Source organism: Niastella sp. OAS944 (genome assembly GCA_024809215.1).
Classification (GTDB): domain Bacteria; phylum Bacteroidota; class Bacteroidia; order Chitinophagales; family Chitinophagaceae; genus Niastella.
Genome location: JANUBW010000001.1, coordinates 1,091,179 through 1,117,713 on the forward strand (window position 1 = coordinate 1,091,179; position 26,535 = coordinate 1,117,713).

Below are 26,535 nucleotides of genomic sequence, written 5' to 3' on the forward strand. Positions count from 1 at the left end.
CATGAACTATAAAAAAGACATAATGCGTAAACGTGTATATACAATTCTTTTTGCAGGTGCGCTTGCTTCTATAGGGCTCACAGGCTGCAAAAAGTGGGACGATCACAATGCCATCACTGACGATTCGCTTACCAGTACCCTGTTTGATAAAATAAGTACCGATACATCGCTCAGCAGGTTTGCCGAACTGCTTTCAAAAAGCGGTTACGATAAATTACTCGCCTCATCCAAAACCTATACAGTATATGCACCCGATAACGCGGCACTGGCCGGGTTGGATGCAGCGATCGTAAATGATACAGCAAAATTAAACAAGTTCATAGGCAATCATATTTGTAACCAGGCTTACCTCACCAGCACAACTTCGGCCACACAGCGAATTGCCATGGTAAATGGTAAATATCATAACATATTCGGCACAACAATCGAAAACGTCGATATTAAACGCGCCGATCTGCGGGCAAAAAATGGCGTGCTGCAAGTGATAAACAAAATGCTGCCAGCCCTTAACAACAGTTGGGAAACATTGAGCACTAACAGCGCCATTCCTTCGGCCCAAAAGAATTACCTGTTATCGCTTTTCATGAATGTATATGACACGTCAAATGCCATACAAACCGGCGTGAACCCTACTACGGGTGCTCCTATTTACCAGGCAGGTACCGATTCGGTTATGACCAACAGGTTCTGGCGAAACGTGTACAACCTGAATGATGAAAGCAAACAATACACGCTTTTTGTGCTGGTTGATACCGCCTGGAATTCAGAAACAAAAAAGTTCAGTCCGTATTTCACATCTGTTGATTCAATATCAACTGCCAGCATTGCCCAATGGCATATTGTAAAGGACTTTGCTTTTGAAGGAGTGTATACGCAGGCCGATTTGCCCGATACCCTTTTATCGAAGTCGAATGTAAAAGTTCCTATAGACAGATCGTCTATTGTGCAAAGCATTACAACCAGCAACGGTATTGTATATATCATGAACAAAATGGCAGTTCCGCTGGCAAATAAACTTCAGCAGTTTGTAATACAGGGCGAAAACTATTCCGGTACCAGCGTTGATAAAAGAAGCAATACTTACTTCCGCGACCGCTATGATACGCTTACGAAACGCGATTTCAGGGATGTATTGGTGTACGGCCATGGGGTATCTTCTTTTGCCATAAACTATCGCATTTCCGATGTACCAAGTATGAGTTATAAAGCTTACTGGGTGGCATTGAACGATTTTCAAACCGCTTCATTCACCCAAAAGCTTGCTTTCGGTGTACCTACATCTACAGCGCTTGCTTACACCACCGTATCGCCGAATATTTACAGCGAAGTATATATTGGCGAGGTTAAGGTTGATTCGTTTAAAAACACACTGAATGTGTACCTGGTGGGGGCAGCCAATACAACAGCGGCAACCAATCCCCTGGTATGTGATTATATAAGGCTTGAACCGTATTTTAAATAGTGAAACATGAATCAGCAACTATATACCAAAACGATGCTCAAAGTAAAACACCTATTGCCTGTTTCGCTGTTTATTTGTGCTACCAGTATTGCAGCGGCCCAGCAAAACCCTACCATAAAAGACGCCCCTGCAGCCAACGACACCATCTTAATTTCCCGCACGGTTAAAGGAGTTGCCATAACAGGCCGAATAACCGATGCTGTTACTAAAAAGGCCGCTCCGGGCATCAGGGTACAGGTAGAAAATTTCTCGGCCGCCATTACCGATGATAACGGGCATTTTAGTTTATCGGTGCCTTCTTACAATTCCACTGTACAGATCAGTGGTGAAGGGTACGACCAACGGTTTGTACCCCTGCAGGGAAAAAAAGAAATAACTGTTGCGTTGCTCGATGAGTCGCATGAATCAATACACGAAACAATTAATACACCCACCGGCATACATATAAAGCGAAACCTTACCGCTTCTGTGGGTACGCACAATGTAAATGGTATGGCGCTGCCAACCGAAACAGCCGACGCGTTGCTGCAAGGCCGCATTGCCGGGTTGAACGTCATACGCCGCTCAGGTTTACAGGGCGCCGGCGCCAACTTGTTCATGCGTGGGTATAATTCGTTATACGCTACCAACAAGCCACTCATTGTTGTTGATAATTTACTGTACGATGCCAATGAATACGGGAAAAGCATCATTGCAAACAACTATACCAACCCGTTCTCGCTCATCGATCTGAAAGATGTAGACAACATTACGGTATTACGTGATGCCTCTTCTATCTATGGTACAAAAGGCGCTAACGGTGCTATCATCATCACCACTTCACGTCCAAGATCACAGGCTACCAAAATTGACTTTGCAGCCTTTACCGGTTTTAACCAGGCGCCAAAAGAATTGCCGGTGATGAATGCCGCCGACTATCGTACATACCTTTCGGACCTTTTACAAAGCAAGGGTTTAAACAGCAGTGAAATAGCTGCCCTGCCCTATATGAATGATGATCCTTCAGCTGCTACTTACAGCATGTATCATTTTAATACTAACTGGCAAAAGAAGGTATTTCAAAACAGCCTGGCCAACAATTACTTTTTAAAAGTTACCGGTGGCGATAACATTGCCATGTACGGTTTAAGCGTTGGCTATATGAAGAACCAGGGTATCATAAACGCAACCGACCTTAGTCGCTTTAACATGCGTTTCAATGCCGAGTTCAACTTCACTAAAAAGTTCACCGGTTTTGCCAACCTTTCGCTAACCTATAACGAACAGAATATGAAAGACCAGGGCATGGCCGATAAAACAGCTCCGGTATTTTTATCTCTGGTAAAATCACCTTTTTTGCACGATCATGATGTAGACAGCAAAGGCGTTGAAAGCCCCAACCTGGCCGATGTTGATCCTTTGGGTATAAGCAACCCGGCCGCCATCATCAATAAAATGAAGGCCTACAACAAATACTACCGCTTTATGGGAACGGTAGGCTTCAAATACAAACTGCCTGCATATTTAACAGCCAGCACCATGATGGGTGTTGTAGTTGATAAAATACGCGAGAATGTTTTTGTTCCATCTGTAGGTGTTGCCAAAGACACGCTAAGCAATGCGGTAGCCAACAACCGGATGGGTACGCAGGTAAAACGCCTTTTCAGCTTATACAACGATTCACGACTTGAATACAACCGAAGCTTTAACCAGGTACATAAATTCAGCGCTATGGCCGGCATCCGCTTTCAACACAACCGCGCCGAACAGGATTTTGCATTTGGCTTTAACTCAGCCACCGACGACCTTGTAAATGTACAGAATGGGGTGAATGCATTACGCCAGGTGGGCGGCGGCATTGGCGTATGGAATTGGATCAATACCTACGTAAATGCTGAGTACAATTACCAGGACAAATATTTCCTCAGCTTTAACATGGCCATGGATGCATCATCCCGTTTTGGCAAACAGGCAGATGGTATAAAACTGGGCGCTTATCCTATGGCGGTAATGCCATCTATCGGCGCTGCCTGGCTGGTGTCTTCTGAAAATTTTATGGCTCATTCTGCCATCAACCTCTTAAAGCTACGTGCTACTTACAGCATTTCGGGTAACGATGATATTGGTAACTATAGCGGCCGCCAAACTTATGCCACACAAAACCTGCTGGGTATGGAGGGGCTTGTACGCAACGGTATTGCCAACCCCACTTTACAATGGGAAACGGTACACAAATTAAATGGCGGTATAGATGTGGCATTCCTGAACGAACGCGCCGGCCTAACCGTTGATGTGTTTCAATCGCGCACAACCAATATGCTTACTTATGAAGAGTTGGGCACAACAACCGGTTTTAGTACCACCCTCACCAACAACGGCAGTATGAAAAATACCGGTATTGAAGTAAGCGCCAACTACCGAATATTAAATAAACCATCGCTTAAATGGGACCTGGGTGCTATATTTAGTACTTACAAGAACAAGATCGGTACGGTACCAAACGGTCAATTCATTACCAACTATGCCGGCGCTTCTATTTTAACTGCCAATGGGCAGCCAGCTAACCAATTCTATGGTTATGTTGCACAAGGCGTATTTGCTAACGATGCCGATGCAGCAGCAGCGGGTTTGCAAAAAAAGAATTACGATGGTTCTTATACTTCTTTCAAGGCCGGCGATGTAATATTCCTCGACCAGGACAATAACAAAGTAATTGATGAAGCCGACCGTCAGGTGATCGGCAATCCCAACCCAACCTTTACCGGTGGTATTACCAACCGGGTTATATACAAACGGTTTGAATTAAATACCCTGTTCACCTTCAGCAAAGGCAATGATGTATACAACTATCTCCGTTACCGCCTCGAGGCTGAAAACGGCGCCGAGAACCAGCTTATCAGTGTAAATAACAGATGGCGCACCAATGGCCAGGTAACCAATACGCCTAAAACAACCTGGGGCGATCCAATGGGCAATAGCCGCTTCAGCAACCGCTGGATAGAAGATGGCTCTTACTTCCGCCTGCGTAGCATTTCACTGCAGTACTATATACCTATTAAAAATGCCATGGTACATAACGCTACCGTGTATGTAAGCGGTTACAACCTGTTTACCCTAACCAAATACAAAGGCTATGATCCTGAATTCAGTGCCGGCTCAAGTTTATTTGTACAAGGCATCGACACCGGACTTGATCCATTGTTCAGAAGTGTTACCATGGGTGTTCGAATTGGATTATAATAGTGACAATAAGCGGTATGAAAAAAAATAAACTTACAATATACTCTAGCAGCATGAAGATGTTTTTTATAAAACCTATAACACTGATGGCCATTGCTATGGTAAGCCTGGCCTCCTGTTCAAAGATCCTGGATGTTAAGCCGGAAGATGAACTGGACGAAAGCGACATGTATCGTACCGTGTACGATGCCGATGCGGCTGTTATTGGCATATATGGGAAATTTGTTGGGTTGGCCGAACGGTATGTATTGCTGAACGAACTGCGAGCCGATATGCTCGATTGCACCCTGAACGCCGATGAAAACCTGAGGCAGTTAAGTAGCCATACTGTTACTGAAGGTAACCCCTACGCCAATCCCCGGCCATTTTACGAAGTGATCATCAATTGTAACGACGTATTGAAGCACTTCAAAATAATGCGCGACCAAAATAAATTGAAGGATGCGGAATTTCAGCAACGCTATGCCGATGTGGCCTTCCTTTGTTCATTTTTGTACCTGCAGCTTGGCATTCATTATGGCGAAGTGCCTTATGTAACCGATGCGCTTGAAAATATCAATGATGTAAATGATGCATCCAAATTCCCGCGCCTGTCGTTCAATACACTGATTGATAGTTTGATCAGCTTTTCTACAAGCGTTACATATAAAGACGAATACCCCACGGGTACTAATTTGAATGTAACAGTAGACGGCTACCCAACAAACAAATGGTTCATAAACAAAAAAGTATTACTGGGCGACCTTTACCTGTGGAAAGGCAATTACGTAGAAGCAGCCAAATGGTACCGGGCAGTAATGGAAACCGGTACAGTGGGAACCGTTAACGGCTCTTACTATTCCATGTACAAACTCGGTTGGGATAGCAATGGCGATATTGACCATTATATTACCTATTCCCGTGGCGGCGACGTAAGCACATTGGTAACTACTTCGCAATGGCGTATTATGTTTGAACAAACCATGAGTTCTGAAGGGTTTAGAAGAGAGTGGGTATGGGCTATTCCATTCGACGACAATTTCAAACCCGAAAATCCATTCGTGAAACTGTTTTCGCCTATTGGTGGCAGCTACCTGGTGCAACCATCGCAAACGGCTATTGATATGTGGAACAACGAACAGCAAAAGCCTTCGGCAGCCACCAATACTGTACCTGCTATACCAGGTGCGCCCTATGATGCACGCGGCCAGTTGTCGTGGAAGTTTATTAACGGACAGCCCGTTGTAATGAAATACCTGTACAACTATATTAACAACAGTACCAATTTGCCGTTAAACGTGTTGCAAAAAGAAAGCAAATGGTTCCTGTTCCGCCAAACGCATTTACACCTGCGTTTTGCTGAAGCCGCTAACCGCGCCGGCCGTTCGCGACTTGCCTGGGGTTTATTTAATTCAGGTATAGGTGGCGCCTTCCCCGCCCCCACCAGCAACGTAACTGAATATCAAAATACCTTAAAGGACCCTGAACCTGCTTTTCAATTCGACGCCCGTAACAGCGGTAACTCCGGTGTACCCTATTACCGGGCCGACTGGTACCGCAATATTGGTATCAGGTCAAGAGCTAACATAGTAGACTACCTGGTAAACAGTGCCGATAGCATTGGCTCTATTGAAACCGGGCTTATTAATGAAAGCGCTTTGGAAGATGGGTTTGAAGGAACCCGCTGGCCCGATCTGTTGCGTGTAGCCATGCGCAGAAACGATCCCTCATTTATTGCAGACAAAGTTTATAACAAATTGAAGAACTCAGGAGTTTCATCTGGCGCTGCAAGTGAGGCAAGGAGAAAACTTATGAATAAAGACTGGTATCTGCCTTTTGTTTGGAAATAAACTGAAGTAAGATGTAGGAAGTAAGATGTAGGAAGAGCTTTATTTTCGAGCCTCAAAATTCGGGTTCTTCGTGCATCTTACTTCTTACCTCCTATTTCTTTATCTAAAGTTGGCCAATTATCATTATCCCAATAAAGTTCCTTCACGATTAGCTTCGACTTCCCATTATCTTTCGCATCATAGCCATGATACACTATATAATTCTTCCCCTCGAAAGTATATACTGAGTTATGTCCCACAGCAAACCAATTGGTAGTATCGCCGGCAATTACCAACGAACCGCCACCCTGCATCATGGGCACATTATTTTTGTCAACATACGGACCGGTTATTTTTTCACTACGGCCTGTCATTACCTTATAATCACTCTTTGCACCCTTGCAACAAAAATCAACCGACACAAACAAATAATAATACTTTCCCTTCTTAAAAAGAAATGGTGCCTCAATGGCATTATTACCATTTCGTCTGCTGGCCAGGTTATACCATTCTTCCCGATGCGCCACGGAAACTAAATCATTGTTGAGTTTTACCAGTTTAATACCATCCCAAAACGATCCAAACGTTAACCAGGATGTATTGTCCTCATCTATGAACAGGTTCGGATCTATCGCATTCCAGTCATCGCGGTTGGGCACCGATTGTATCAGTTTTCCATGATCTACCCAACGATAGTCGGGTGATGATGGATGCAGGGTTTTATTGGTAGCTACCCCAATACAGGAAGTATTCTTCCCAAATGCAGAAACAGAATAATACAAATAATACTGTCCGTTATGATAACTAATATCGGGCGCCCAGGTATGTCCCTTAAAAGCAGGCAGTTCTTTTAACACCCAATCGGCCGGTTTGTCAAATACCGGTTTTTCCTTTTTCCAGTCAACCCGGTTAACCGACGACCATGTAGTAATACCCATACCCGTGCAAAACATATAATATACGCTATCCTGCTTTATCATAACAGGATCATGCGCCGGTATGGTCTGTGCAGCTACCATTGCCGGGAATAAAAAGGTAAGAAGGCAATTGTATAAATCTTTCATCAGTTTCTATTATAGTAACCGTGCCACGGTTTCAAACCGTGACACGGTTAACATTTACTCAACAACCAGTTTTTGTGTTATGATCTTATCATCACTCAACACCCGCAACATATACACACCTGCCAGCTGTGGCGCCGGCACTTGTATTACGTTTGAGGAAAGCTGCCGGTTGGTATACACCAGTTTACCATCGGTGGAGAATATATTTGTTGTTATATATTTACCTGGCGAACCAATACTTATATTCAACAATGCACCTTTATACACCGGGTTGGGATAAATGCCCTGCTGCTTTCGCTCTTCGGTTATCAATGGCGCATCGGTTACTGCTTCCCGGGCAGTAGTGGTAGCTATCAACCATTTCTGGCAATTACAATCAGAAAAGTCCTGCAAAGACAACCGGGTGCCGGCAGTAGTTGATGAACCGGCTACACTTACAACCCTTGCACCGGATGCCGGCGTAAGAATATGCGACGAGCCATCGCCCAGCCTTTCTATCTTAAACCTCTGACAATTATTATTCAACCAGGAATACAGTTGCATCAATGTACCTGCTGCCGTTCCGCAATTAATTACATCGGCGCTCAACCCGCCCAACGAATTGGTAATGCGGTAATAACCATCACCAACAGGTGTAAGCGTCCATTTTTGACAACTCAGGTTGGCCCAGGTGCCCTGCGCAATTCCCTGGCCCGATGCACCGGTACAACCCCATGCATCCCAAACCAGGTTACTGTTCTTATTTGTTACGCGGTATAACCCTGCAGCTATCCAGTCCCTGGTAATAAAAGGCCAGCCACCGCTAAAGCCCATATTGGCAATATCCAACTTGGGATTACCATTATCGTTACCATCGTAATAATGCATCGAAACAAAGTTCGATCCGTTCTCGGTAAGCAAACCAAAATGGCCCGGACCAATATACTTTCCTGATGAGCCCAATGCTACGGAGCCTCCACCGCTCTTCATATCGGTACCGTTCTTGTCTGTATATGGCCCTGTAGGACTTGTAGAACGACCCATTACAATGTAATAGGTACTGCTGGTACCATTGCAACAAGTGCCGCGGTTGGCAAAAAGGTAATAATAACTGCCATTCTTTATAATGCAGGGCGCTTCCCAATCGGCGCCGCTGCCACCGGCAACACAGGTAACCGATGCGCCGCTTTTAATTTTTCCCGTAGCAGGGTCAATTTCAACAACGCCAATACCCCCATGCCATGAACCATATGACATATACACTTTGCCATCTGAGTTCTTGAATATAGAGGGATCAATAGCATTGATATCAGAAGATGCAGAAGAAGAAACTACTCTTCCCAGATCGGTCCATACGTAAGAAGAAGAGTTTTGATCGAGTGTTGGCGAGGTGGCTACGCCAATAGCAGATACAGATGAGCCAAAGGTTGAACAGGAGTAATACATGTAATACTTCCCATTCATATATACGCAATCGGGCGCCCAGAAGTTACCACCGAAACCTGGCACATACGAGTTGATCCACGAAGGCCAGGTTCCAATGGGAAATACTGTTTTGGGCCCGGATGTCCATTGAAACAGGTTGGTTGAATAAGCGGCATAAATGCCGTTACCTGTGGTGAACATCCAGTATTTGCTTCCATCTTTTATGAGTGTTGATGGGTCATGTGACTGATAAGCGCCACCAAGCGCTTTTGCCCGTTCAGGTTGCATCATTAACAGCATACCCAATACAAGCAGATAAGGTATTCTATTTTTCATTTTGGCAAGTTTTGAATGGTTTTAAAAAACGTCATTCCAACTTTACCCGCAGCACGCTGAATGAATAAGGTGAACTATTGAGTTGTATTTTTTTACCTTTTATTGCAATTGTTGATTCAACAGGCGCTACGTTGGTTGGACTGTCGAATGAATTCAATGCGGTGAGGTCTGATTGCATCACGGTCAACTTTCCTTTGGCGGCGAGCTTTTTTACGCCTTCCAATTGAAGCGTATTAACCTGTGGTTTGTCAGATGCATTCACCACTTTAATGATGAGTTCTTTGGTAGCAGCATCAATACAGGCCGAAGCATAAAGGCTGTCCTGCCCCGCTACTACATCATTGTCCAATGTAATGGGTACTACTTTGGAACCTTTGTTAAGAGAGAATAATTTTTGTACATAGTAATCCGGCGTGCCATACGATTGCAGGTTGTTCACCCAAATAAGATCGGGCGCCCATTGCCAGCCATCGATATGTGCAAACAGTGGTGCATATGAAGCCATTTGAACCACATCGGCATTACGCTCGAGCCCGGTCATAAAGGCCGCTTCTGAAATGGCAGCCAGCCAGGTGTTGCGGGTGCCGCCGGCAGTTTTATCAACGTGTGATGCGTATTCACCGCCGAACACTTTTGAACCGTTGCGGGGATAGCTGTCATATCTTCTTGCATTTTGAAAAAAGAACTCGGGCTTGCGATAATAATGTTCATCTATAAAGTCTGCATTCATCTTACGCAGTTCGCCATTCAGATAATCAAAACGTTCGCCATTGGGATCGGTGCCAGAACTACAGATTAGTTTGATGTTGGGATATTTGGCTTTGATGGCGGCCTGAAATGCTTTCAACCGCTCAATGTATTGTGGTCCCCAGTTCTCATTACCAATACCCATCATTTTCAAATTGAATGGCGCCGGATGGCCCATATCGGCACGAACCTTACCCCATTTGGTGTTTGCATCACCATTGGCAAATTCAACCAGGTCGAGCGCATCCTGTATATACGGATCGAGCGCATTCATTGGCACTAATTCGGCTGAGTTGAACTGGCAGGCCATACCGCAGTTCAGAATAGGCAGCGGTTCGGCGCCAATATCATCGCACAGCTGAAAGTATTCAAAGAAACCAAGACCAAAGGTTTGGAAATAATCGGGGGCATTACGATGTGGGAACTCAATATTCCAACGATTTATCATCAACTGTCTTTCTTCTATGGGGCCTACGGTATTCTTCCAGCGATAGCGGTTCGAAAGATCGAAACCTTCAACAATACAACCGCCGGGGAAACGAACAAAGCCTGGTTTCATATCGGCCAGTAATTGTATCATATCGGCCCGCATACCACCGGGGCGGTTCTTCCAGGTATCACCGGGAAACAGGGAGATCATATCCAGGTCTACAATGCCATTACCTTCGAACCAGATATTCAATTTGCCTTTCAATACGGTTTCCCGGGCATGAAAGCTTACCGCCGCTTTGTGCCAGTTGTCGCCAGCTTCGGTCAGCGACAGCACGGTATCGCCAATTACGTTCTTCAGTGTGTCTATAAGTTCAAGATGTAATTTCGTATGTGCATCAGATTGACGATACATAATTGAGAAATCGTACCGTAGCCCTTTTTTGATGCCCATACCGCGAAAGCCTTCATTGGTCAACCCAAGATCGCCTTTGGCGGCGTTGTTCATGGTAACACGCAGAAAGCGCGGGTTACGGGTATCTTCATTGGTGCGGTTGATCACCAGCATTTCGCCTTCCACAAACTTTTTGCGGTTCACCGTCCAACCCATTAAAGGTTTGAAGAATTCAAACGAGCGGTTCTTTACCAGTTCAGCATAAATACCGCCATCTGCACCCAGGTTGATATCTTCAAAGAATACGCCCCACATAGTGGGTTGAATATCTGCTGTTGGTTGAGCAGCTTTTACAATAAGTGTGTGGTTTTGCGAAAATACAGGCATGCCCATTGTTGACATAGCCAGTAAGACAATTGCAAATCGTTTTTTCATCTATTATTATTCTTAGTTTTTTGTGTCGTGAAACAGGGAACTCCTCGTTAACATGTTAACTTGTTAACTCGTCACTTACTTCCTCTTCCCCCAAATGGCCGTGCCCACATTATTCAATCCCGTAAACACCAAAGTACTGCTTTTCTTATTCTCCCAATCACGTTCTCTTGAAACATGCACCTTATCGGTATATGCTCCATCGTTCCATTTTAATTCCAGCCACGGCGTGTTAAAGGTCCAGGTATTGGCGGCGCTGCCATTGATCTTTCCGTCGGCATTCAGTGTAATGGTAGTGGCCACCTGTAGATCGGCGCTCACCTGTTCGGCCTGATAACCAGGCACTACTTTGTACCCCAATACGATCTGTTCCCAATCGCCCGCCAGCTCGGTTTGCGCAATGCTGTTTTGCGAAACGTTGGCATATCGTTGTGGGCTTACAACCGGCCAGCCATCTGTGGTCCAGAACATTTTACGCACATGCAGGTCCATAAAATATTTATCAACCGATGGCCTGCCCTGATGCGCCATATAATACTGCCCGCCTTCTTCAAAGACCGCGCAATGCGCTACCCCCTGCCAGCCGCCATGTCCCTGGAACTGGTACGGAGCTATGATCATAGGAATATTATCTTCTTCCGTGTTCATATCCTTTCCATTGTAATCGAGGAACGGCCCCTGTGGTGAGTTTGACCGCCCCACCCGTACATTGTATTTTGTTTCGAGCCAGTCGTACGATATAAACAGGTAGTATTTGTTTTGTGCACTGTTGTAAATGACTTCAGGCCCTTCTATATTCCCATTTACCACATTGTTGGTAAAGCCGCGCTGCGCAATGCGTTTTCCCTTATCACCGCTGCTGGCCGCCAAACCGGTAGCAGCATTCAGCTTCAATACATAAATGCCATCGAAGGCCGAACCATAATACATCCAGTGTTCACCCTGTGGGGTGATCACCACCGTTGGGTCAATGGCATTGGTTTGCACAACAGGAAAATCATTTTTTGAAGTTACTACCAGCCCCTGCTCAGTCCAGGGGCCCTCGGGCGATGTAGCCGTTGCCAGCCCAATGGCACTCAACCGCAATACGGGGCTCGAAAGCGAATAATATAACCTGTATTGATTGTTCACCTTCATTACATAAGGCGCCCATAGCGATTGAAAGGGCGTACCACCGGTTTGTGTAATATAATTGGCGCCCAGCGTGGGCAAGCCATTGAAAGCCCAGCCTACAAACTGCCATTGTATAAGGTCTTTCGACTTTCTTATTTGAATACCGGGTTTTAAATTGTTTACGCCATAGCCCGCATCGGTACTAAAACAATAAAAATATTCGCCGCTTTTCACTATCGACGGGTCGTGCACATTGTGAGGCCCCCATTGGGTGTAGTAAGCAAAAGGTGCTATGGACGCGTAGGTATCTGTAATGGAATTGATATCGAATGCTGCAGATGGCGGGGTTACTGGATCAGGTTCAACCGTGGCATCGTCTTTCTTTTTCTGACACCCGGCCAACATGATCATTACCACTAAAATCAGCAATCGTAAGTGAAATGTCATCAACACAATTATAAATATTTATTGGGAATTGGACAAATTCGCGAAGCGCGGGTGGGTTCGCCTTTCAGGCGAGCTCACCCTGTTATCAGGGCAAGTCCCTTGAAAAGGGGACCTGCCCCCGAAAACGGTGTCGTAGATTTTAATAGCCCGAATTCTGTTTCAGATTCTTGTTCACATCAATTTCTGCCTGTGGAATAGAAAAGAACTCGCGGCCTGGCACATAGCTATTAAACTCAGGATCATGGGCTTTGAGCTCTGTGAGTTTGGTGGGGTTCAGCAGCCAGCCCCAACGGCGAATATCATCGAAGCGATGCCCTTCGAGGGCAAATTCCAATGCGCGCTCATGGGCAATGCGTTCCCGCATATCAGCCTGTGTTAGGGCGGCAAATTCCGCTTCCCTGTCGGGCAGGTTGGCCCGGTTACGTACGCGTTGTATTTGTTTGGCACATTCAGCTCTGTTCTCCAGTTCGTTCTGGCATTCGGCATACATCAGCAACACATCCGAAAAACGCATCAACCGTTCATTGATGCCCGAACGCCAGTCTTTTTCATCGGGCACAGAGCCATCGCCATTGCCATATTTCTTTACGCCTATTTTGTTCAGGTCGGCAGCATATACGGTTTGAAATGACTGGCCGTACAATTTGCAACCGGGATAATTATAATACACGGTCGCTTTCAGTCGCGGATCATCGTCGCCGGTTTTAGTTTTTTCTTTTTTAAATTCATCTACTATCCATTGTGTGGGCGCAGCGTCGTTCCAGCCAAAAGGCGCCGGTGCAAACGTAATGGCGCGTGCGGTGGTTTTGCTCCAGTCGGCTCCGGGTGAGCTTATCCAGCCTAAGGTTATACCACCAGCATCGCGGCTGAACTGAATTTCAAAAATAGATTCTTTGTTATTTTCACCGGCTTCGGTGAAGTTGTCGCCATAATTGGCTACCAGGTCGTAGCCGCTTATGTTCATCACTTCTTTGAATTTGGCTGAAGCCAGGTCATATTTCTTGTTGAACAAATAACTCTTTCCCAGGAAAGCCAGCGCTGCCCCTTTGGTGGCCCGGCCCAAATCGACGCCGCTATAAGAAGCCGGTAACAGTTTCGATGCTTCATCAAAATCACTGTACACCTGTGTCCAAACCTCTTCAGGTGTTACCTGTGAAGGGAAATACTCTGAGGAGTTCTCATAGAACTTTGTTATCAGTGGTATATTGTTGAAGAAAGTAACCAGATAATAATAGTTGAGGCCACGCAAAAAAAGCGCTTCTCCTTTTAACCGGTTACGCAGGTTCTGGTCTTTAAAACTCATTTTGTCAATGTTCGACAAAACAAAGTTTGACCGGGTAACGCCTCCATAAAAGGCGATCCACAACCATTGCTGCATAATGGTATTGTTGAACAATTTAAAAGAGCCGGTGTTCGACAATACATCCCATGGGCTGGGGCTCATCATGTCGTCGCCCCGCAAGTCGAGCGCACATTGTGCAAAGCGCATAAAGGTACCATCATAATACAACGATTGATACACGGCATTTACCGCCATTACAGCATCATTATCGGTTTTCCAGAAAGTAGCGGTGGTCTGTTGATTTGGGTTGGTAAGGTCCAGGTAATCTTTTCCACAGGAAATACCTGAAACAGCCACCGCAACTGTAAATAATATTTTTTTGATTTTCATTGTCTTCGTTTTTGTTAGTTACTCTTGGCCTCCCCCACCCCCCTCCGGTGGATGGGGGCTGCTTTCTAAGTTTTACAATCCTAACTGCAAACCAAAAAGGAACGAGCGCGGATTGGGTAATCCACCTGCTTCATTAGCGGTAAATGGCCTGTTGGGGTATGATCCGTTATCAATGGCCCGGTCGAACAAACCATTGTTATTGGCAAAATCAGGATCAAACCCGGTGTATTTTGTAAAGGTGATCAGGTTTTGTGCAGTAACGTATATTCTAACATTCGACAGGTGCGCTCTATCTAACAGGTCTTTCGGCAAAGTATAACCTACCTGTAAAGAAGTAATGCGGAAGAAGCTGCCGTTCTCGAGCCAGCGGGCAGAAGCACGACCATTTTTATTGGGATCTGCTATTACTACGCGAGGCACGTCGGTATTGGTGTGCGTAGGTGTCCAGCGATCTAACAGTTTGGTGCCATAGTTATCCCAGCCTGCGCCACTTTCAATACCGGCACGAATACTGTTAAAGATCTTATTTCCCGACACCCCTGAACCTACTATCGACAGATCGAATTGCTTGTACGATGCAGAGGCATTGAACCCATAATACAATTTTGGAATTGCTTTGCCTAGATACGTACGGTCGTCATCATCTATCTTACCATCAGGACCTCCTGTGAGCTTACCATCTTTATCGCGACCATTAATATCCCTAAAACGGTAATCGCCCGGGCGCGTCAGCTCTTCCTGGTAACGTTTAATGGGTGACTTAGCATTCAGCGCATCAATTTCTGCCTGTGACTGAAAAATGCCATCGATCACCCAGCCATACAACTCCCCTACTTCGCGACCCACTTCTGTTTTGGTTAAATTACCATAACCATAAATGGGATTGTCGCCATAACCCAATGACAACACTTTATTTTTAAGGGTTGAAATATTGGCGTTGATATTATAATTGAAAGCGCCTTTTTTATCGTTGTAACCCAACTGAAATTCAAAACCAGCGTTCTGAATGGAAGCGCCATTTACGAATGGTGATTCACCAGGATATACGCCAGTTGAACCTGGTATTTGCACTCGCAGAAGGATGTCTTTGCCGGTATTATGATAATATTCAGCAGAGAAAGTGAGTTTTTTAAAGAGCTCTATATCTATGCCGATGTTACGGCTTATCATGGTTTCCCATTTTATATCAGGCACCGCAAAAGTTGTTTGTGTAGCACCCAGGGCCAGTTGATCAAGATTTTGATTTTGATCGCCAAACACAGCATGTGCATAGGAATTAATAAAGGCCTGGTATTGATAATCGCCTATTTCCTGGTTACCCAGTTCACCATAAGAAGCACGTAGCTTTAGCTGGTTTATAAACGAAGGCAAGGCTGCTTGAAGCCACTGTTCATTATGCAGTTTCCAGGCTAAAGCCACCGACGGAAAATTTCCCCAGCGATTTTGTGGTGCAAACCTCGATGAACCGTCGCGGCGAATGGTAGCCGTTAATAAATATTTATCGTCGTAGATATAGTTTACCCGGCCGAAATAAGATGAGAGCCGGCTTTTATACAAATCACCGGTTGCGGTTATACCCGAGGTACCATTGCTCAATACCGGTAAATAAGGCTGGGTAAATCCTTCGGCATGTGAAAAGGTACGCGACAAATTTCCTTCCAAAGTAGATTGGCCCACCATGGCATTAATGGAATGCCGTCCCATTAACCTATCGAAGGTCAATGTATTTTCAATGGTACCGGTATTGCCCGAACCTCGCCAGTCGCTTAATTTGGCGATGTTGTTCACATAAAACCAACCCAGGTCATGAATGGGCTCAAAATAAAAATCACGCCAGTCTGTTCTTTCGTAACCCAGGCTCAACTTATACTTCAGGCCTTTGATGAACTCATATTCACCATAGGCATTACCAATAAAACGGAAACGTTCGGTTTTGCTATCCAGCACATTGTTAAACCCAATGGGATTGGCCGTATATGAACCATGTATGGTTTGACTGGCGCTGCTAAAGCCATCGCGGGTGGTCGTATCATAAACCGGTAAGGTGGGAATGGCATTTACAATATAACCCAGAATATTACCGGTATGTAAAAAGGTCATGAACCGTTGATCGATCTTTGAATAATTGAACGACTCGCCAAACTTGAAACGCCCCTGTTTGAAATCGGTATTTATACGGAAAGAATAGCGCTGATAGGTAGGTCCCTTTCCCGCTACCGTTCCGGTATGATCGAAGTAGTTGACAGATACATAATATTTAGCTGCATCACTTCCACCTGAAATACCTACGGTATGCTCCTGTATCTTTCCTGTTTTAAAGGCTTCTTCCTGCCAGTTGGTATTTACATTTTTTACAAATAATGCCGAAGAAGGATCGTTAGCAGGTTTTACAGCTGGTGGCACAGGCTCTACATTAGCGCTGGCTTCATTTACCAGCATCTGGTATTCCTGGCTGTTGGCTACATCATACCTCTTTACAATATTCTGGCTGCCATAATAGCCACTATAATCAAGTTTAAATTTTCCCGACTTACCACGTTTGGTGGTAATGATGATAACCCCGTTGGCGGCACGTGAACCATAGATGGCTGCGGCAGAACCGTCTTTTAATATTTGTATCGTTTCCACATCAGCAATTACCAGGTCGTTCACCGGGGCCTGTACGCCATCAATGATATATAAGGGATTGTTATTGGAGAAATTTCCTATACCGCGTATCTTAATGGCAGGTGCTGCGCCGGGTTGGCCGCCACTGGTAACGCTTACACCGGCTACCTGACCCTGCATGGCTTTCAATATATCATTGGTGGGCATCTTGTTCAACACCTTTGGGTCAATGGTACTAATGGAACCGGTAAGGTCTTTTTTACGCTGTGTACCATAACCGATCACCACCACTTCTTCCTGTTCGCTCACATTTCTTTTTAATGAAACGTTGATCTCCGTTCGGCCATCAACAGACACTTCCGTGAGTTGCATATCGACCGATGAGAACACCAGCGTGGTGGCATCCTGTGGTACTTCCAGCTTAAAGAAACCTTTTTCGTTGGTGATGGTACCTATTGAATTATTACCTTTTACATAAACCGATACGTCTGGCAAGGGCATACCCGTTTCGTTGGTAACAATGCCGCTTACCGTAATGCTGGCAATGCCGCTGATATCTTTCGAAATAATGATCACCTCATTGTTAACGAGGTTGAACTTTAACCCTGTTTCATAAAGAGCTGTTTTCAGCACCGATGACACCGGTGTTTCTTTTACAGAAATGGATACCAGGAAATCGCGCGGCAAAATATCGTTGCTGTATGCAAACCGGTAATCGGTTACTTTTTCAATGCTTTTAAACAATTGTGGTATAGATGCATTTTTCAACGACAAGGTAACTTTTTCTTCCTGTGAAAGTCCCTTCGCCGATACATGCAGGCAACCAATAATAAGTAAAGCAGTCGTTAGTTTCATAATCCTTACAGCTTTGTCTAATGCCGTCAAGGTATCCACCTTTGGCGGATGAAATTTTTTCATACCTTTAGAATGTTTAAAGATGAATAATGGAAACAGGCAATACATCGACGTTAACCTGTTTCGGCTTTAAGCAGGGGAATGTTGCCGCATTCCCCTATTTATTTAGCGTTATTTTGAGATATTTAAAATTCCTTTTTTCAAGAAAGTACTCTGTTATTAAGCGGCCGAAGTAAGAAGTATGAAATATGAAGTAGGAAGCTCGCGAACATCGCACCTCATATAAATATCCAGCCCTCGTCTCTCTTTTACATCTTTTCCAGCCTACTTGTAAACTGTATTTCCTTTATCAACTCTATCACCTTTATCACCTTTTCAACCCCTTGTTAACTTGTTAACCAGTTAACTCGTCAACTTCTTACTTCTTATCTCCTACTTCTTACTCCATCACCTGTACACCACAATACTTCCTTCACCCTCAATTCTATAATTAAACCGCTTCGATGCCCGTAATATCTCAAGCACCTGCTCTATCTTTTCCCTTTTAAATGTAGCTGTAAAGTGATATTGCTTTATATCGCTCGATTCAAATTGGATGTTCACATTGTACCACCGGTTTAGCTGATACGCTATTTCTTCAAAAGCTTCGTCTTCAAACGCCAGGTTGTTTTGTACCCAGGCTATTTCTTTTACATCGCCATTATCGTTTTTCTTTACCGGTTTTACTACCGCCGTGCTGTTTGCCGCCGGGTGCGATGCTTCAGCTTCACTACCTGCTTTATCATCCCTCCACATCACTTTTTCATCGGGATGTAGTAACAACTTACGGTTATTATCTTTTTTCAATGTCACTTCAACCAGTCCGCGTACCAGCACCGCTTCGGTCCTACCCTCATTGTTATATGATTTCACATTAAAGGCTGTACCCAGCGCTTTTACATCCATACTGGCCGTATGTACAATAAAAGGAACTTCAGCATTATGCTGTACTTCAAAAAATGCTTCGCCTTTCAGAAATACTTCGCGGGTGTTTTTAGCGTATTGGTCGTTCAGATATATTTCGCTGCCTGCGTTCAGGATGACCTGGGTGCCATCGGGAAACTGAAAACTTTTTCGTTCGCCGGGTTTACAAGTATACTGTACAGATCGGTTTTGGGATGTTGGTGTAGGTGGTATTTTTCGAATAAAATAAAAACCAATAACCAGTACGGCCATTGCAGCTACCGCTATGGAAGAAAAGCGCCGGTAAAAAGGTGTGCGTGCCCGGCTTGCCGTATTTAATTCAATGACCGGTGCACTGTCGCTACCAGCAAGTTTTTTCTTTAATGCGCTTAATTGCTCTTCAAAGTCGGCTTGGGCTAAAGCGGTGAACAACAACCGATATTCCTGTACCGCTTCAGCTATCAGTTCTTTTTTACCGGGGTTTTCAGCAAGATATTTTTCCCAGTAATGAACGTCCTGCTCATTTTTCCTGAGACAATAATTTATGAAGGATTCCTCTTTTAACAGGTCTTCAACTGTCCGGTACTTATGTTGCATGTCCGCTCTTTTATAAGCAGAGTACCGAGCCCATCATTTTTACCCGTTGTTTTCAAAATATTTTTCAGAAGTGGGAAAAAGTTGACGAGTTAACAAGTTGACGAGTTGACAAGTTAACAGAGCTTACCCTAATAAAATGATTACCCTCCCCAAAGGTTTGATTTTCTGTTAATTCTCCAGGTTATAAAATAAAAGAGGCCATACATAGCAGAAAAAATGATTGTATGCCCGATACAACGGCGGGCTGCACCAGGCGTTGTTTTATTTTATATAATGCTTCGTGTATTTTATTATATACGGTGCGGTGGGTAAGTCCCGTTCTTTGCGTAATGGCATCGTAGCTCAAGCCTTCATAGAATTTAAGTATAATAAGCTCGCGTTGCCTGGCCGGCAACTCATTAATGACAGCCATCAGGTTTTTACTTACCGCTTCATGATCGTCTTTAATGATCAGCGTTTCTTCATACGACGTTTCAAACCCCTCCTCTTCCTTTTTACTATAAGCCACTTCGAGGTTAACTCTTTTGCGCGCCTTTACCCAGTCGCTGGTAAGCCGGCGTAAAAAGGAGATAATAATATAACTGCGTACGTTTTTAGCCTCCATCAGCGTATTACGCTTTTCCCACAGGTACAGGAACTGTTGCTGTATAACATCTTTCACGAGATCGCTATCGTGAATGTTCTTTAAACCAATAAATAATAAGGTATGATAGTATTTTGTATAAAGCTCATACAGAGCTTCTTTATCGCCTTTAAGCAGGCGTTCCCAACAAAGGTTGTCGGTATGAATTGCAGTCTGGATCATTATTGGCAGTCAATCGTTTTGGAATAGCACTCACTAAATATAAATGTATTTACAACCTTTAAAAAATAATTTTCTAAATGCTTCAGTCATAATGGGCAATGTATAAACAAATGTGCCATCCCGGCCTAAACCAGAATGGCACATTGTCAATGTTTATACAGTGTAATGTATTATCTCAATTCAGTGATGGCGCAATGGTCCATATCGCCATAATCGAGGTTTTCACCGGCCATACCCCATATAAAGGTATAGTTGCTGGTACCGGCGCCTGAGTGAATGCTCCAGTTGGGAGATATCACCGCCTGTTCGTTCTGCATCCAAATATGACGGGTTTCCTGTGGTTCGCCCATAAAATGGCATACGCTCTGTCCCTGGGGTACTTCAAAATAGAAATACACTTCCATACGGCGGTCGTGGGTATGCGCTGGCATGGTATTCCATACGCTGCCGCTTTTCAACTCCGTCATTCCCATTTGCAACTGGCAAACTTCCAATACGCTGGCAACGATCAGTTTGTTGATCACGCGGTGATTGGCTGTAGCAGGGCTACCCAACTCTACCACCTCGGCATTTGCCTTTGAGATCTTTTTAGTGGGGTAAGTATGGTGAGCGGGCGCTGCATTGATATAGAATTTGGCGGGTTTGCTTGCATCGGCAGAAGTAAACTGCACATCTTTTGTGCCCATGCCAATATATAATGCTTCTTTATAATCCAGCTCGTAGGTTTGTCCATCGGCAGTGATGGTACCTTTGCCACCTACATTGATGATGCCTAACTCTCTTCTTTCGAGAAAGAATTTTGCTTTCAATTTTTCGGGGTTAGGCAGGGCCACTGCTTTTGATACAGGCATAACACCGCCGGCAATATACCGGTCGTAGTGCGACAGGGTAAGCTGAACAGTGTCTGCTTCGAATAATGTATCTATTAAAAAAGCCTTACGCAAAGCAGCCGTATCCATTTGCTTTGCTTCATTCGGACTTATTGCTAAACGGTTATCCATGTTTGTTTAATTAGTCTTTGTGGTTAAATGTATGTTTGGCCCCCTCCCCAAACCCCTCCCCCGGTGGGGGAGGGGCTTTATTTATAACTAAATTTTCGTTGGCCTTTATAACCTCGGTGTCGTAAAAAGTGAAACGGCAATCGTGAATCGGCAATCGGCAATAAAATTCAGGCGGCGCAAGATCAGTTATTAATCTCAAAGCACAGTAGCCCCTGTATTACCTTTATCACCTGTATCAACTCTATCACCTTTTCAACTGCCTTGTCAACTCGTTAACCAGTTAACTCGTCAACTGTATTCATTATCACATTAGCACATTAGCAAATTATCACATTGTGCTATCTCCCCATCCAGCCACCATCTACAGTGATGATAGTACCGGTAACATAATTAGATGCAGGTGACGCCAGATATACTGCGGCGCCCATCATATCTTCGCCTTCGCCCCAACGGCCGGCTGGTATGCGCGACAGGATCGATTTCGCACGCTCAGGATCATTACGCAATGCTTCGGTATTATCGGTTGAAATATAACCAGGCGCAATGGCATTCACCTGAACACCTTTGGCAGCCCACTCATTTGAAAGGGCCATGGTTAACCGGGCAATAGCACCTTTACTGGCAGCATAACCTGGTACGGTAATGCCACCCTGGAAGCTCAATAAAGAGGCAGTGAAGATCACTTTACCACTTCCACGCGCAATCATATCGCGGCCAAATTCGCGGCTTAAAATAAACTGGGCGTTAAGGTTTACATTGATCACTTCATCCCAGTATTCGTCAGGATGCTCGGCAGCAGGTTTACGCATAATAGTGCCGGCATTGCAGAATAAGATATCAACCGGTGCACATTCACCTTTTACTTTGTCGATAAAAGAATAAATGGCTTTGCGATCGTTAAAATCGGCCTGATAGGCTTTAAAAGAACGGCCGGTAGCTTCTACTTCCTGCTGAACTTTACTGCCGGTCAATTCTAAACTGGCCGATACGCCAATGATGTCGGCGCCCGCCTCGGCCAGCGCAACGGCTATTGATTTACCGATGCCTCTTTTGCAACCTGTAACCAATGCGGTTTTGCCTGCCAATGAAAATTTTGAAAGAATGCTCATAATAATTTTAGTTTACCAAGTACAATAGAAGCCTGAGAGAATCCTCCTTCCCGAATTGCCGGGTATAAATAGGGCTGCAATTTCCTGCATGAGGGGTAGACTACCAAATTTAACCCGCAGGGAAGTGTATCTATTTGCTGCTCATTGTATTAGGTAAGCTATTCGGTCACTTCCAGATCATGATGGCCTTGTTTTTTTCGAAGGGGAGTTTTACTGTAGGGAGCGATGGCTGAGGCACATCTTTAAGCACGATCACCGGGGCCGATTGCGCCGTAGGTATATCCAGATTATCGATCTGCAATTGCTTTACATCATCAAAGATCACCGCCGGTCTGAAATCGGGTTTCTTATATTCCAGTTTTACATTCTTCAACTGAATACCGGTGGCATGGCGTACATACAGGCCCCAGCAGGGTAATTCGCCAAACATAGAGAACTCGGGATAGTCTCCTGCGTTTTCGGGTACCTTTGGCAGCGAGTCGAGCCTAAAATGCGCCACCTGTTTGCTGCCACCACCTTCATAAGTAACTTTAATATTTTCCAGCACTACATTTTCAACCGGGTGACCGGGTAAACCGGTTATAGAAGCGGGAAATACATTGTGCGGATAAGGCACTACCGGGCCCTCCATTTCATACCCCTTATCGGGTTTACCGGCCGGCACCTCTACTTTAACGTTAGTGATATGAATATTGCGCACTACACCTATGGCAGCTTCGGTTTTGCGATGGCCAAGACGGATGAAGATAGCATTACCGGTGTTGGTGGCTTTTATATTTTCGATTGTTACATTTTCAAGTGTGCCGCCATCAACCGATTCAAGCGCAATGGCCGAGCGGTAGGTATCGTATATTTTTACATTGCTTACTTTAATGTTCTTAAATCCTCCATGCGAAGCAGTACCAAACTTCAGGGCGCTGGCGCTGGAGCGCACCACGCAATCGCTGATCTCGATGTTCTCACAAAACGTATTGGCATTGCCCGATTTTAAACAAATGCCATCATCATCGGCATTTACATTACAACGGGTAACTTTTACATTGCGGCAGTCGTCGATATCTATACCATCGTTATTATAATAAGCTGTGCTTTGAACCCGTATGCTATCGATGGTGAGATTGGTACATTCGCGATAGGTTTGTACCCAGCAGGCAGCGTCTTTAAACAATACACCGGTGATGGTTACATGATCGCAGTTTTTGAACGTAAGCAGGTGCGGACGATTAAACTCGGCCGAACGTTTCTGTCCCCATGGATTTACCGTTTGCCATTGCGGATCTTGCAGGGTGCCTTCTTTTAGCATGCGGTCAACATCGGCTACTACTTCCCTACCTCTTCCGTCGATGGTACCTGTGCCGGTTATAGAAATATGATCCTGCTTGTCGGCCACTATTAAAGCCGATGCACGCACACCGCCATAATCGGTACGTTTGGTGCTTCCCAACAAAAATGCATTGGCTGATACATGCAGTTCAACACCCGATTTTAAATTAATAACACCGGTAACGAATTTACCGGTAGGTATCAACACCAGGCCACCGCCCGCAGCAGCCGCGCTATCAATTGCTTTTTGAATGGCTACTGTGTTGTTTGTGTTACCATCGCCTACAGCGCCGAACTTTGTTATATCGAGGACTTTCTTTTGAGCGAATAATGTGGTTGTAATGGTCGTTAGAACTAAAAAGAAGCTTAGTTTTTTCATATGTTGTATTTGTTAACCAGTTAACTCGTTAACTGGTTAACAAGTCAACTTACTTTAAAATCCTGATTTGGGCCTGCTCGCAGGCAGGTGCCCAAACTTCAGATTCGGCTTGCTTCCCATAACAATCGTCATTGTACCACCCTGCATTATCTGCTGGTGGGTAATATAGGAATTGGGCCAGGGTTTGCCATTTAGAATTACGCGTTGAATATAGATATTCTTTTCACTGTTCTGTTCTACTTTTAACGAAAACGTTTTCTTACCAGGCAGTTGAATGGTTGCGTTATCGAACAACGGACTGCCCAAAACATAAGCACCACTTGCCGGGTGAACCGGGTAAAAGCCTAATGAAGAAAAGATATACCAGGCCGACATTTGACCACAGTCTTCATTACCACTGATGCCCTCGGGCGTATTTTCGTATAGGTTTTTCAGAATATAGCGCACCCTCTCTGCCGTTCTCCATTGCTGGCCGGCGTAAGAATATAAATAAGTTGTATGATGCCCCGGTTCATTACCATGTGCATATTGACCGATCATACCTGAGATATCGGGCGGCGAATTGGAATCGAATTCTATTTTCAGTTTAAAGAAGGTATCGAGGCGATTGACGAAGGCTTCATCGCCACCCAACAATTTTATCAGTCCTTCTACATCCTGCGGAACCAGCCAGGTGTATTGCCAGGCATTACCTTCGCAATAATCATCTATCCAGGGGTGGCTGGTACGGCCCGGACCGAACTCTGTGTTCCATTCGCCCTGTTCATTTTTACCACGAAAGAATTTAGTAGTGCTGTCGAAGTAGTTGCGGTAGTATAAAGCACGTTTTGCAAACAGGTCAGCATCTTCTTTCTTACCCATTTTCTTTGCCATCAATGCAATGCTGCCATCGCTGATGCAATATTCCATGGCCTTGGCCACCGACTCCTGCATTTTGTTATGCGGAATATAACCAAGTGATTTTACATAACTCAGTCCAAACTCATCGCGCAACGACGTGTTCTTTACCGCTTCAAAAGCAAGCGCGGTATCAAAACCACGATAGCCTTTTAAATAAGCTTCAGCAACGATCTGTACACTACTCATGCCGGGCATCAGGTTGGTTTCATTACCGGCCAGGTGCCAGATGGGCAATTTACCCTGCTGTTTGTAAATGTTCAGCATGGTGCTTATCATATCATTCACCCTGTTTGGCTGCGTGATGGTGTACAGAGGGTTCAGGGCGCGATAGGTATCCCACAAAGAAAGGATGGTATAGTTATTAAAAGTTCCCTTATGCACTTCTTTATCGGCGCCACGGTATTCGCCATTGGCATCGTTAAATAAAGCGGGATCTATCATCGTATGAAACAGCGATGTATAAAAGATCTTCTTAGCCGTTGTATCTTTTGTATTGATGGTAATCTTACCTAATTCACGGTTCCATTTGGCGTTGGCTTCGTTTTTCACTTTTTCAAAATTCCAATGCGGTATTTCGGCATTGATATTCGCCAGGGCGTTTTCTGCACTTACCGGCGAGATACCTACCTTAAGCTGCACAAAATGATCGTCATCTGCCAGGTTTATTATACCCTTTATACCATCGCCCTTTGCAGATTGCCCTTCCAGCTTTTGCGTATTGTTGTATAACTCCAATTGTTTCATTGGTAACGACAGCCTGATGGCAAAATACAATTGCTGGTTGGGCGCCCAGCCTTTAGAAAAGCGATAGCCGTAGAGAGTGCTGTCATTTATTTTTTCAAGATGGGTCTCAATAGCTTTATCACCGATGCCTTCTTTCAGGTCGACGAGAATATGAGCGTCTTTGGAATAGGAAAAATTATATTGATGAAACCCTACCCGTTCGGTAGCAGTTAACTGAACCTGTATCTTATAATCATCCAGGGAAACCGCATAATATCCGGGTTTTACTTTTTCATTTTTATGCGAAAACAGAGAAGAAGGGCCCGCTGTTGGCGTTTCCTTTGTTACACTGCCTGTTTTTATTTCGCCGATAAAAGGCATTATAAGCACATCGCCCAGGTCGGGCATGCCGGTACCACTCAAATGCGTGTGAGAAAAACCTTTTATAATGCTGTCGGTATAATTATAGCCCGAGCACCAATCCCAGCCCCTGAATACGTTATCGGGGCCCAACTGCACTGCGCCAAACGGTACGCTGGCGCCAAGGAACACATGCGCATGACCCGCCGTACCAATATATGGGTTCACCAGGCTGGTAAAACTTTGCGCCATTGAACCTGATTGAAACAATAGAAAACCGGAAACTGCCGAAATACCTTTTATTACCCTACGTAAGCTACATTTCATGCCCTTAAGTTTAATATATTTTTTGGCTATTCAACCGCAATATAGTGTACCGCGAGGCATATATGTAATTAGCGCAGGGA

General features: G+C 44.7%; 15 protein-coding genes. 3 read left to right on the forward strand and 12 right to left on the reverse strand.

What is annotated here, in order from left to right; all coding sequences use genetic code 11:
* Window positions 1–22 precede the first annotated feature (22 nt).
* Genes GGD38_RS04130 through GGD38_RS04140 form a run of 3 tightly spaced genes read left to right on the forward strand, consistent with a single transcriptional unit; the run spans window position 23 to window position 6,510 of the window.
* On the forward strand, window positions 23–1,462 hold the full coding sequence (locus GGD38_RS04130) for a fasciclin domain-containing protein (protein WP_375299288.1): 1,440 nt from the start codon (window positions 23–25) through the stop codon (window positions 1,460–1,462).
* A 6-nt stretch (window positions 1,463–1,468) separates the two neighbouring features.
* Window positions 1,469–4,681, forward strand: coding sequence for a SusC/RagA family TonB-linked outer membrane protein (locus GGD38_RS04135; RefSeq protein WP_375299287.1), 3,213 nt, complete (start codon window positions 1,469–1,471; stop codon window positions 4,679–4,681).
* A gap of 53 nt (window positions 4,682–4,734) precedes the next feature.
* A complete protein-coding gene (locus GGD38_RS04140) occupies window positions 4,735–6,510 on the forward strand; it encodes a RagB/SusD family protein (RefSeq protein ID WP_375299286.1) in 1,776 nt (591 codons plus the stop codon).
* Between the two features lie 77 nt (window positions 6,511–6,587).
* Here GGD38_RS04140 and GGD38_RS04145 read toward each other — a convergent pair whose 3' ends face one another.
* From GGD38_RS04145 to GGD38_RS04200, 12 genes are all read right to left on the reverse strand, one after another.
* The gene (locus tag GGD38_RS04145; RefSeq protein ID WP_375299285.1) at window positions 6,588–7,553 is read right to left on the reverse strand and encodes an arabinan endo-1,5-alpha-L-arabinosidase; all 966 of its coding nucleotides are present in this window, start codon (window positions 7,551–7,553) and stop codon (window positions 6,588–6,590) included.
* 54 nt (window positions 7,554–7,607) lie between these two features.
* Complete coding sequence (locus GGD38_RS04150; protein ID WP_375299284.1) at window positions 7,608–9,293, reverse strand: family 43 glycosylhydrolase; 1,686 nt, start codon at window positions 9,291–9,293, stop codon at window positions 7,608–7,610.
* A gap of 31 nt (window positions 9,294–9,324) precedes the next feature.
* Complete coding sequence (locus GGD38_RS04155; protein ID WP_375299283.1) at window positions 9,325–11,298, reverse strand: alpha-L-arabinofuranosidase C-terminal domain-containing protein; 1,974 nt, start codon at window positions 11,296–11,298, stop codon at window positions 9,325–9,327.
* 75 nt (window positions 11,299–11,373) lie between these two features.
* Window positions 11,374–12,855 carry an arabinan endo-1,5-alpha-L-arabinosidase gene (locus tag GGD38_RS04160; protein ID WP_375299282.1) on the reverse strand — a complete coding sequence of 494 codons (1,482 nt, stop codon included), beginning with the start codon at window positions 12,853–12,855 and terminating at the stop codon, window positions 11,374–11,376.
* A gap of 139 nt (window positions 12,856–12,994) precedes the next feature.
* Window positions 12,995–14,527, reverse strand: a complete 1,533-nt coding sequence (locus GGD38_RS04165) for a RagB/SusD family nutrient uptake outer membrane protein (protein ID WP_375299281.1) — start codon at window positions 14,525–14,527, stop codon at window positions 12,995–12,997.
* Window positions 14,528–14,599: 72 nt separating this feature from the next.
* The gene (locus GGD38_RS04170; RefSeq protein ID WP_375299280.1) at window positions 14,600–17,989 is read right to left on the reverse strand and encodes a SusC/RagA family TonB-linked outer membrane protein; all 3,390 of its coding nucleotides are present in this window, start codon (window positions 17,987–17,989) and stop codon (window positions 14,600–14,602) included.
* A 447-nt stretch (window positions 17,990–18,436) separates the two neighbouring features.
* Window positions 18,437–19,528, reverse strand: a complete 1,092-nt coding sequence (locus GGD38_RS04175; RefSeq protein ID WP_375299279.1) for a FecR family protein — start codon at window positions 19,526–19,528, stop codon at window positions 18,437–18,439.
* A gap of 181 nt (window positions 19,529–19,709) precedes the next feature.
* Window positions 19,710–20,333 (reverse strand): RNA polymerase sigma factor, encoded by a 624-nt coding sequence (locus GGD38_RS04180; protein WP_375299278.1) that lies wholly within the window; start codon window positions 20,331–20,333, stop codon window positions 19,710–19,712.
* 170 nt (window positions 20,334–20,503) lie between these two features.
* A complete protein-coding gene (gene kduI / locus GGD38_RS04185) occupies window positions 20,504–21,334 on the reverse strand; it encodes a 5-dehydro-4-deoxy-D-glucuronate isomerase (protein WP_375299277.1) in 831 nt (276 codons plus the stop codon).
* A 338-nt stretch (window positions 21,335–21,672) separates the two neighbouring features.
* Window positions 21,673–22,443 (reverse strand): SDR family NAD(P)-dependent oxidoreductase, encoded by a 771-nt coding sequence (locus GGD38_RS04190; RefSeq protein WP_375299276.1) that lies wholly within the window; start codon window positions 22,441–22,443, stop codon window positions 21,673–21,675.
* Window positions 22,444–22,609: 166 nt separating this feature from the next.
* Window positions 22,610–24,145: a glycoside hydrolase family 28 protein gene (locus tag GGD38_RS04195; protein WP_375299275.1), complete on the reverse strand. Its 1,536-nt coding sequence runs from the start codon at window positions 24,143–24,145 to the stop codon at window positions 22,610–22,612.
* Between the two features lie 54 nt (window positions 24,146–24,199).
* Entirely contained in the window at window positions 24,200–26,455 is a 2,256-nt protein-coding gene (locus GGD38_RS04200) for a GH92 family glycosyl hydrolase (RefSeq protein WP_375299274.1), read from the reverse strand.
* Window positions 26,456–26,535 lie beyond the last annotated feature (80 nt).

Coding starts and splice junctions, on each gene's coding strand:
- GGD38_RS04200 (WP_375299274.1), bottom strand. CDS start 26,455: ATGAAATGTAGCTTACGTAGGGTAATAAAAGGTATTTCGGCAGTTTCC.
- GGD38_RS04190 (WP_375299276.1), bottom strand. CDS start 22,443: ATGAGCATTCTTTCAAAATTTTCATTGGCAGGCAAAACCGCATTGGTT.
- GGD38_RS04195 (WP_375299275.1), bottom strand. CDS start 24,145: ATGAAAAAACTAAGCTTCTTTTTAGTTCTAACGACCATTACAACCACA.
- GGD38_RS04135 (WP_375299287.1), top strand. CDS start 1,469: ATGAATCAGCAACTATATACCAAAACGATGCTCAAAGTAAAACACCTA.
- GGD38_RS04165 (WP_375299281.1), bottom strand. CDS start 14,527: ATGAAAATCAAAAAAATATTATTTACAGTTGCGGTGGCTGTTTCAGGT.
- GGD38_RS04180 (WP_375299278.1), bottom strand. CDS start 20,333: ATGATCCAGACTGCAATTCATACCGACAACCTTTGTTGGGAACGCCTG.
- GGD38_RS04150 (WP_375299284.1), bottom strand. CDS start 9,293: ATGAAAAATAGAATACCTTATCTGCTTGTATTGGGTATGCTGTTAATG.
- GGD38_RS04160 (WP_375299282.1), bottom strand. CDS start 12,855: ATGACATTTCACTTACGATTGCTGATTTTAGTGGTAATGATCATGTTG.
- GGD38_RS04145 (WP_375299285.1), bottom strand. CDS start 7,553: ATGAAAGATTTATACAATTGCCTTCTTACCTTTTTATTCCCGGCAATG.
- GGD38_RS04175 (WP_375299279.1), bottom strand. CDS start 19,528: ATGCAACATAAGTACCGGACAGTTGAAGACCTGTTAAAAGAGGAATCC.
- GGD38_RS04155 (WP_375299283.1), bottom strand. CDS start 11,298: ATGAAAAAACGATTTGCAATTGTCTTACTGGCTATGTCAACAATGGGC.
- GGD38_RS04130 (WP_375299288.1), top strand. CDS start 23: ATGCGTAAACGTGTATATACAATTCTTTTTGCAGGTGCGCTTGCTTCT.
- kduI (WP_375299277.1), bottom strand. CDS start 21,334: ATGGATAACCGTTTAGCAATAAGTCCGAATGAAGCAAAGCAAATGGAT.
- GGD38_RS04170 (WP_375299280.1), bottom strand. CDS start 17,989: ATGAAACTAACGACTGCTTTACTTATTATTGGTTGCCTGCATGTATCG.
- GGD38_RS04140 (WP_375299286.1), top strand. CDS start 4,735: ATGAAGATGTTTTTTATAAAACCTATAACACTGATGGCCATTGCTATG.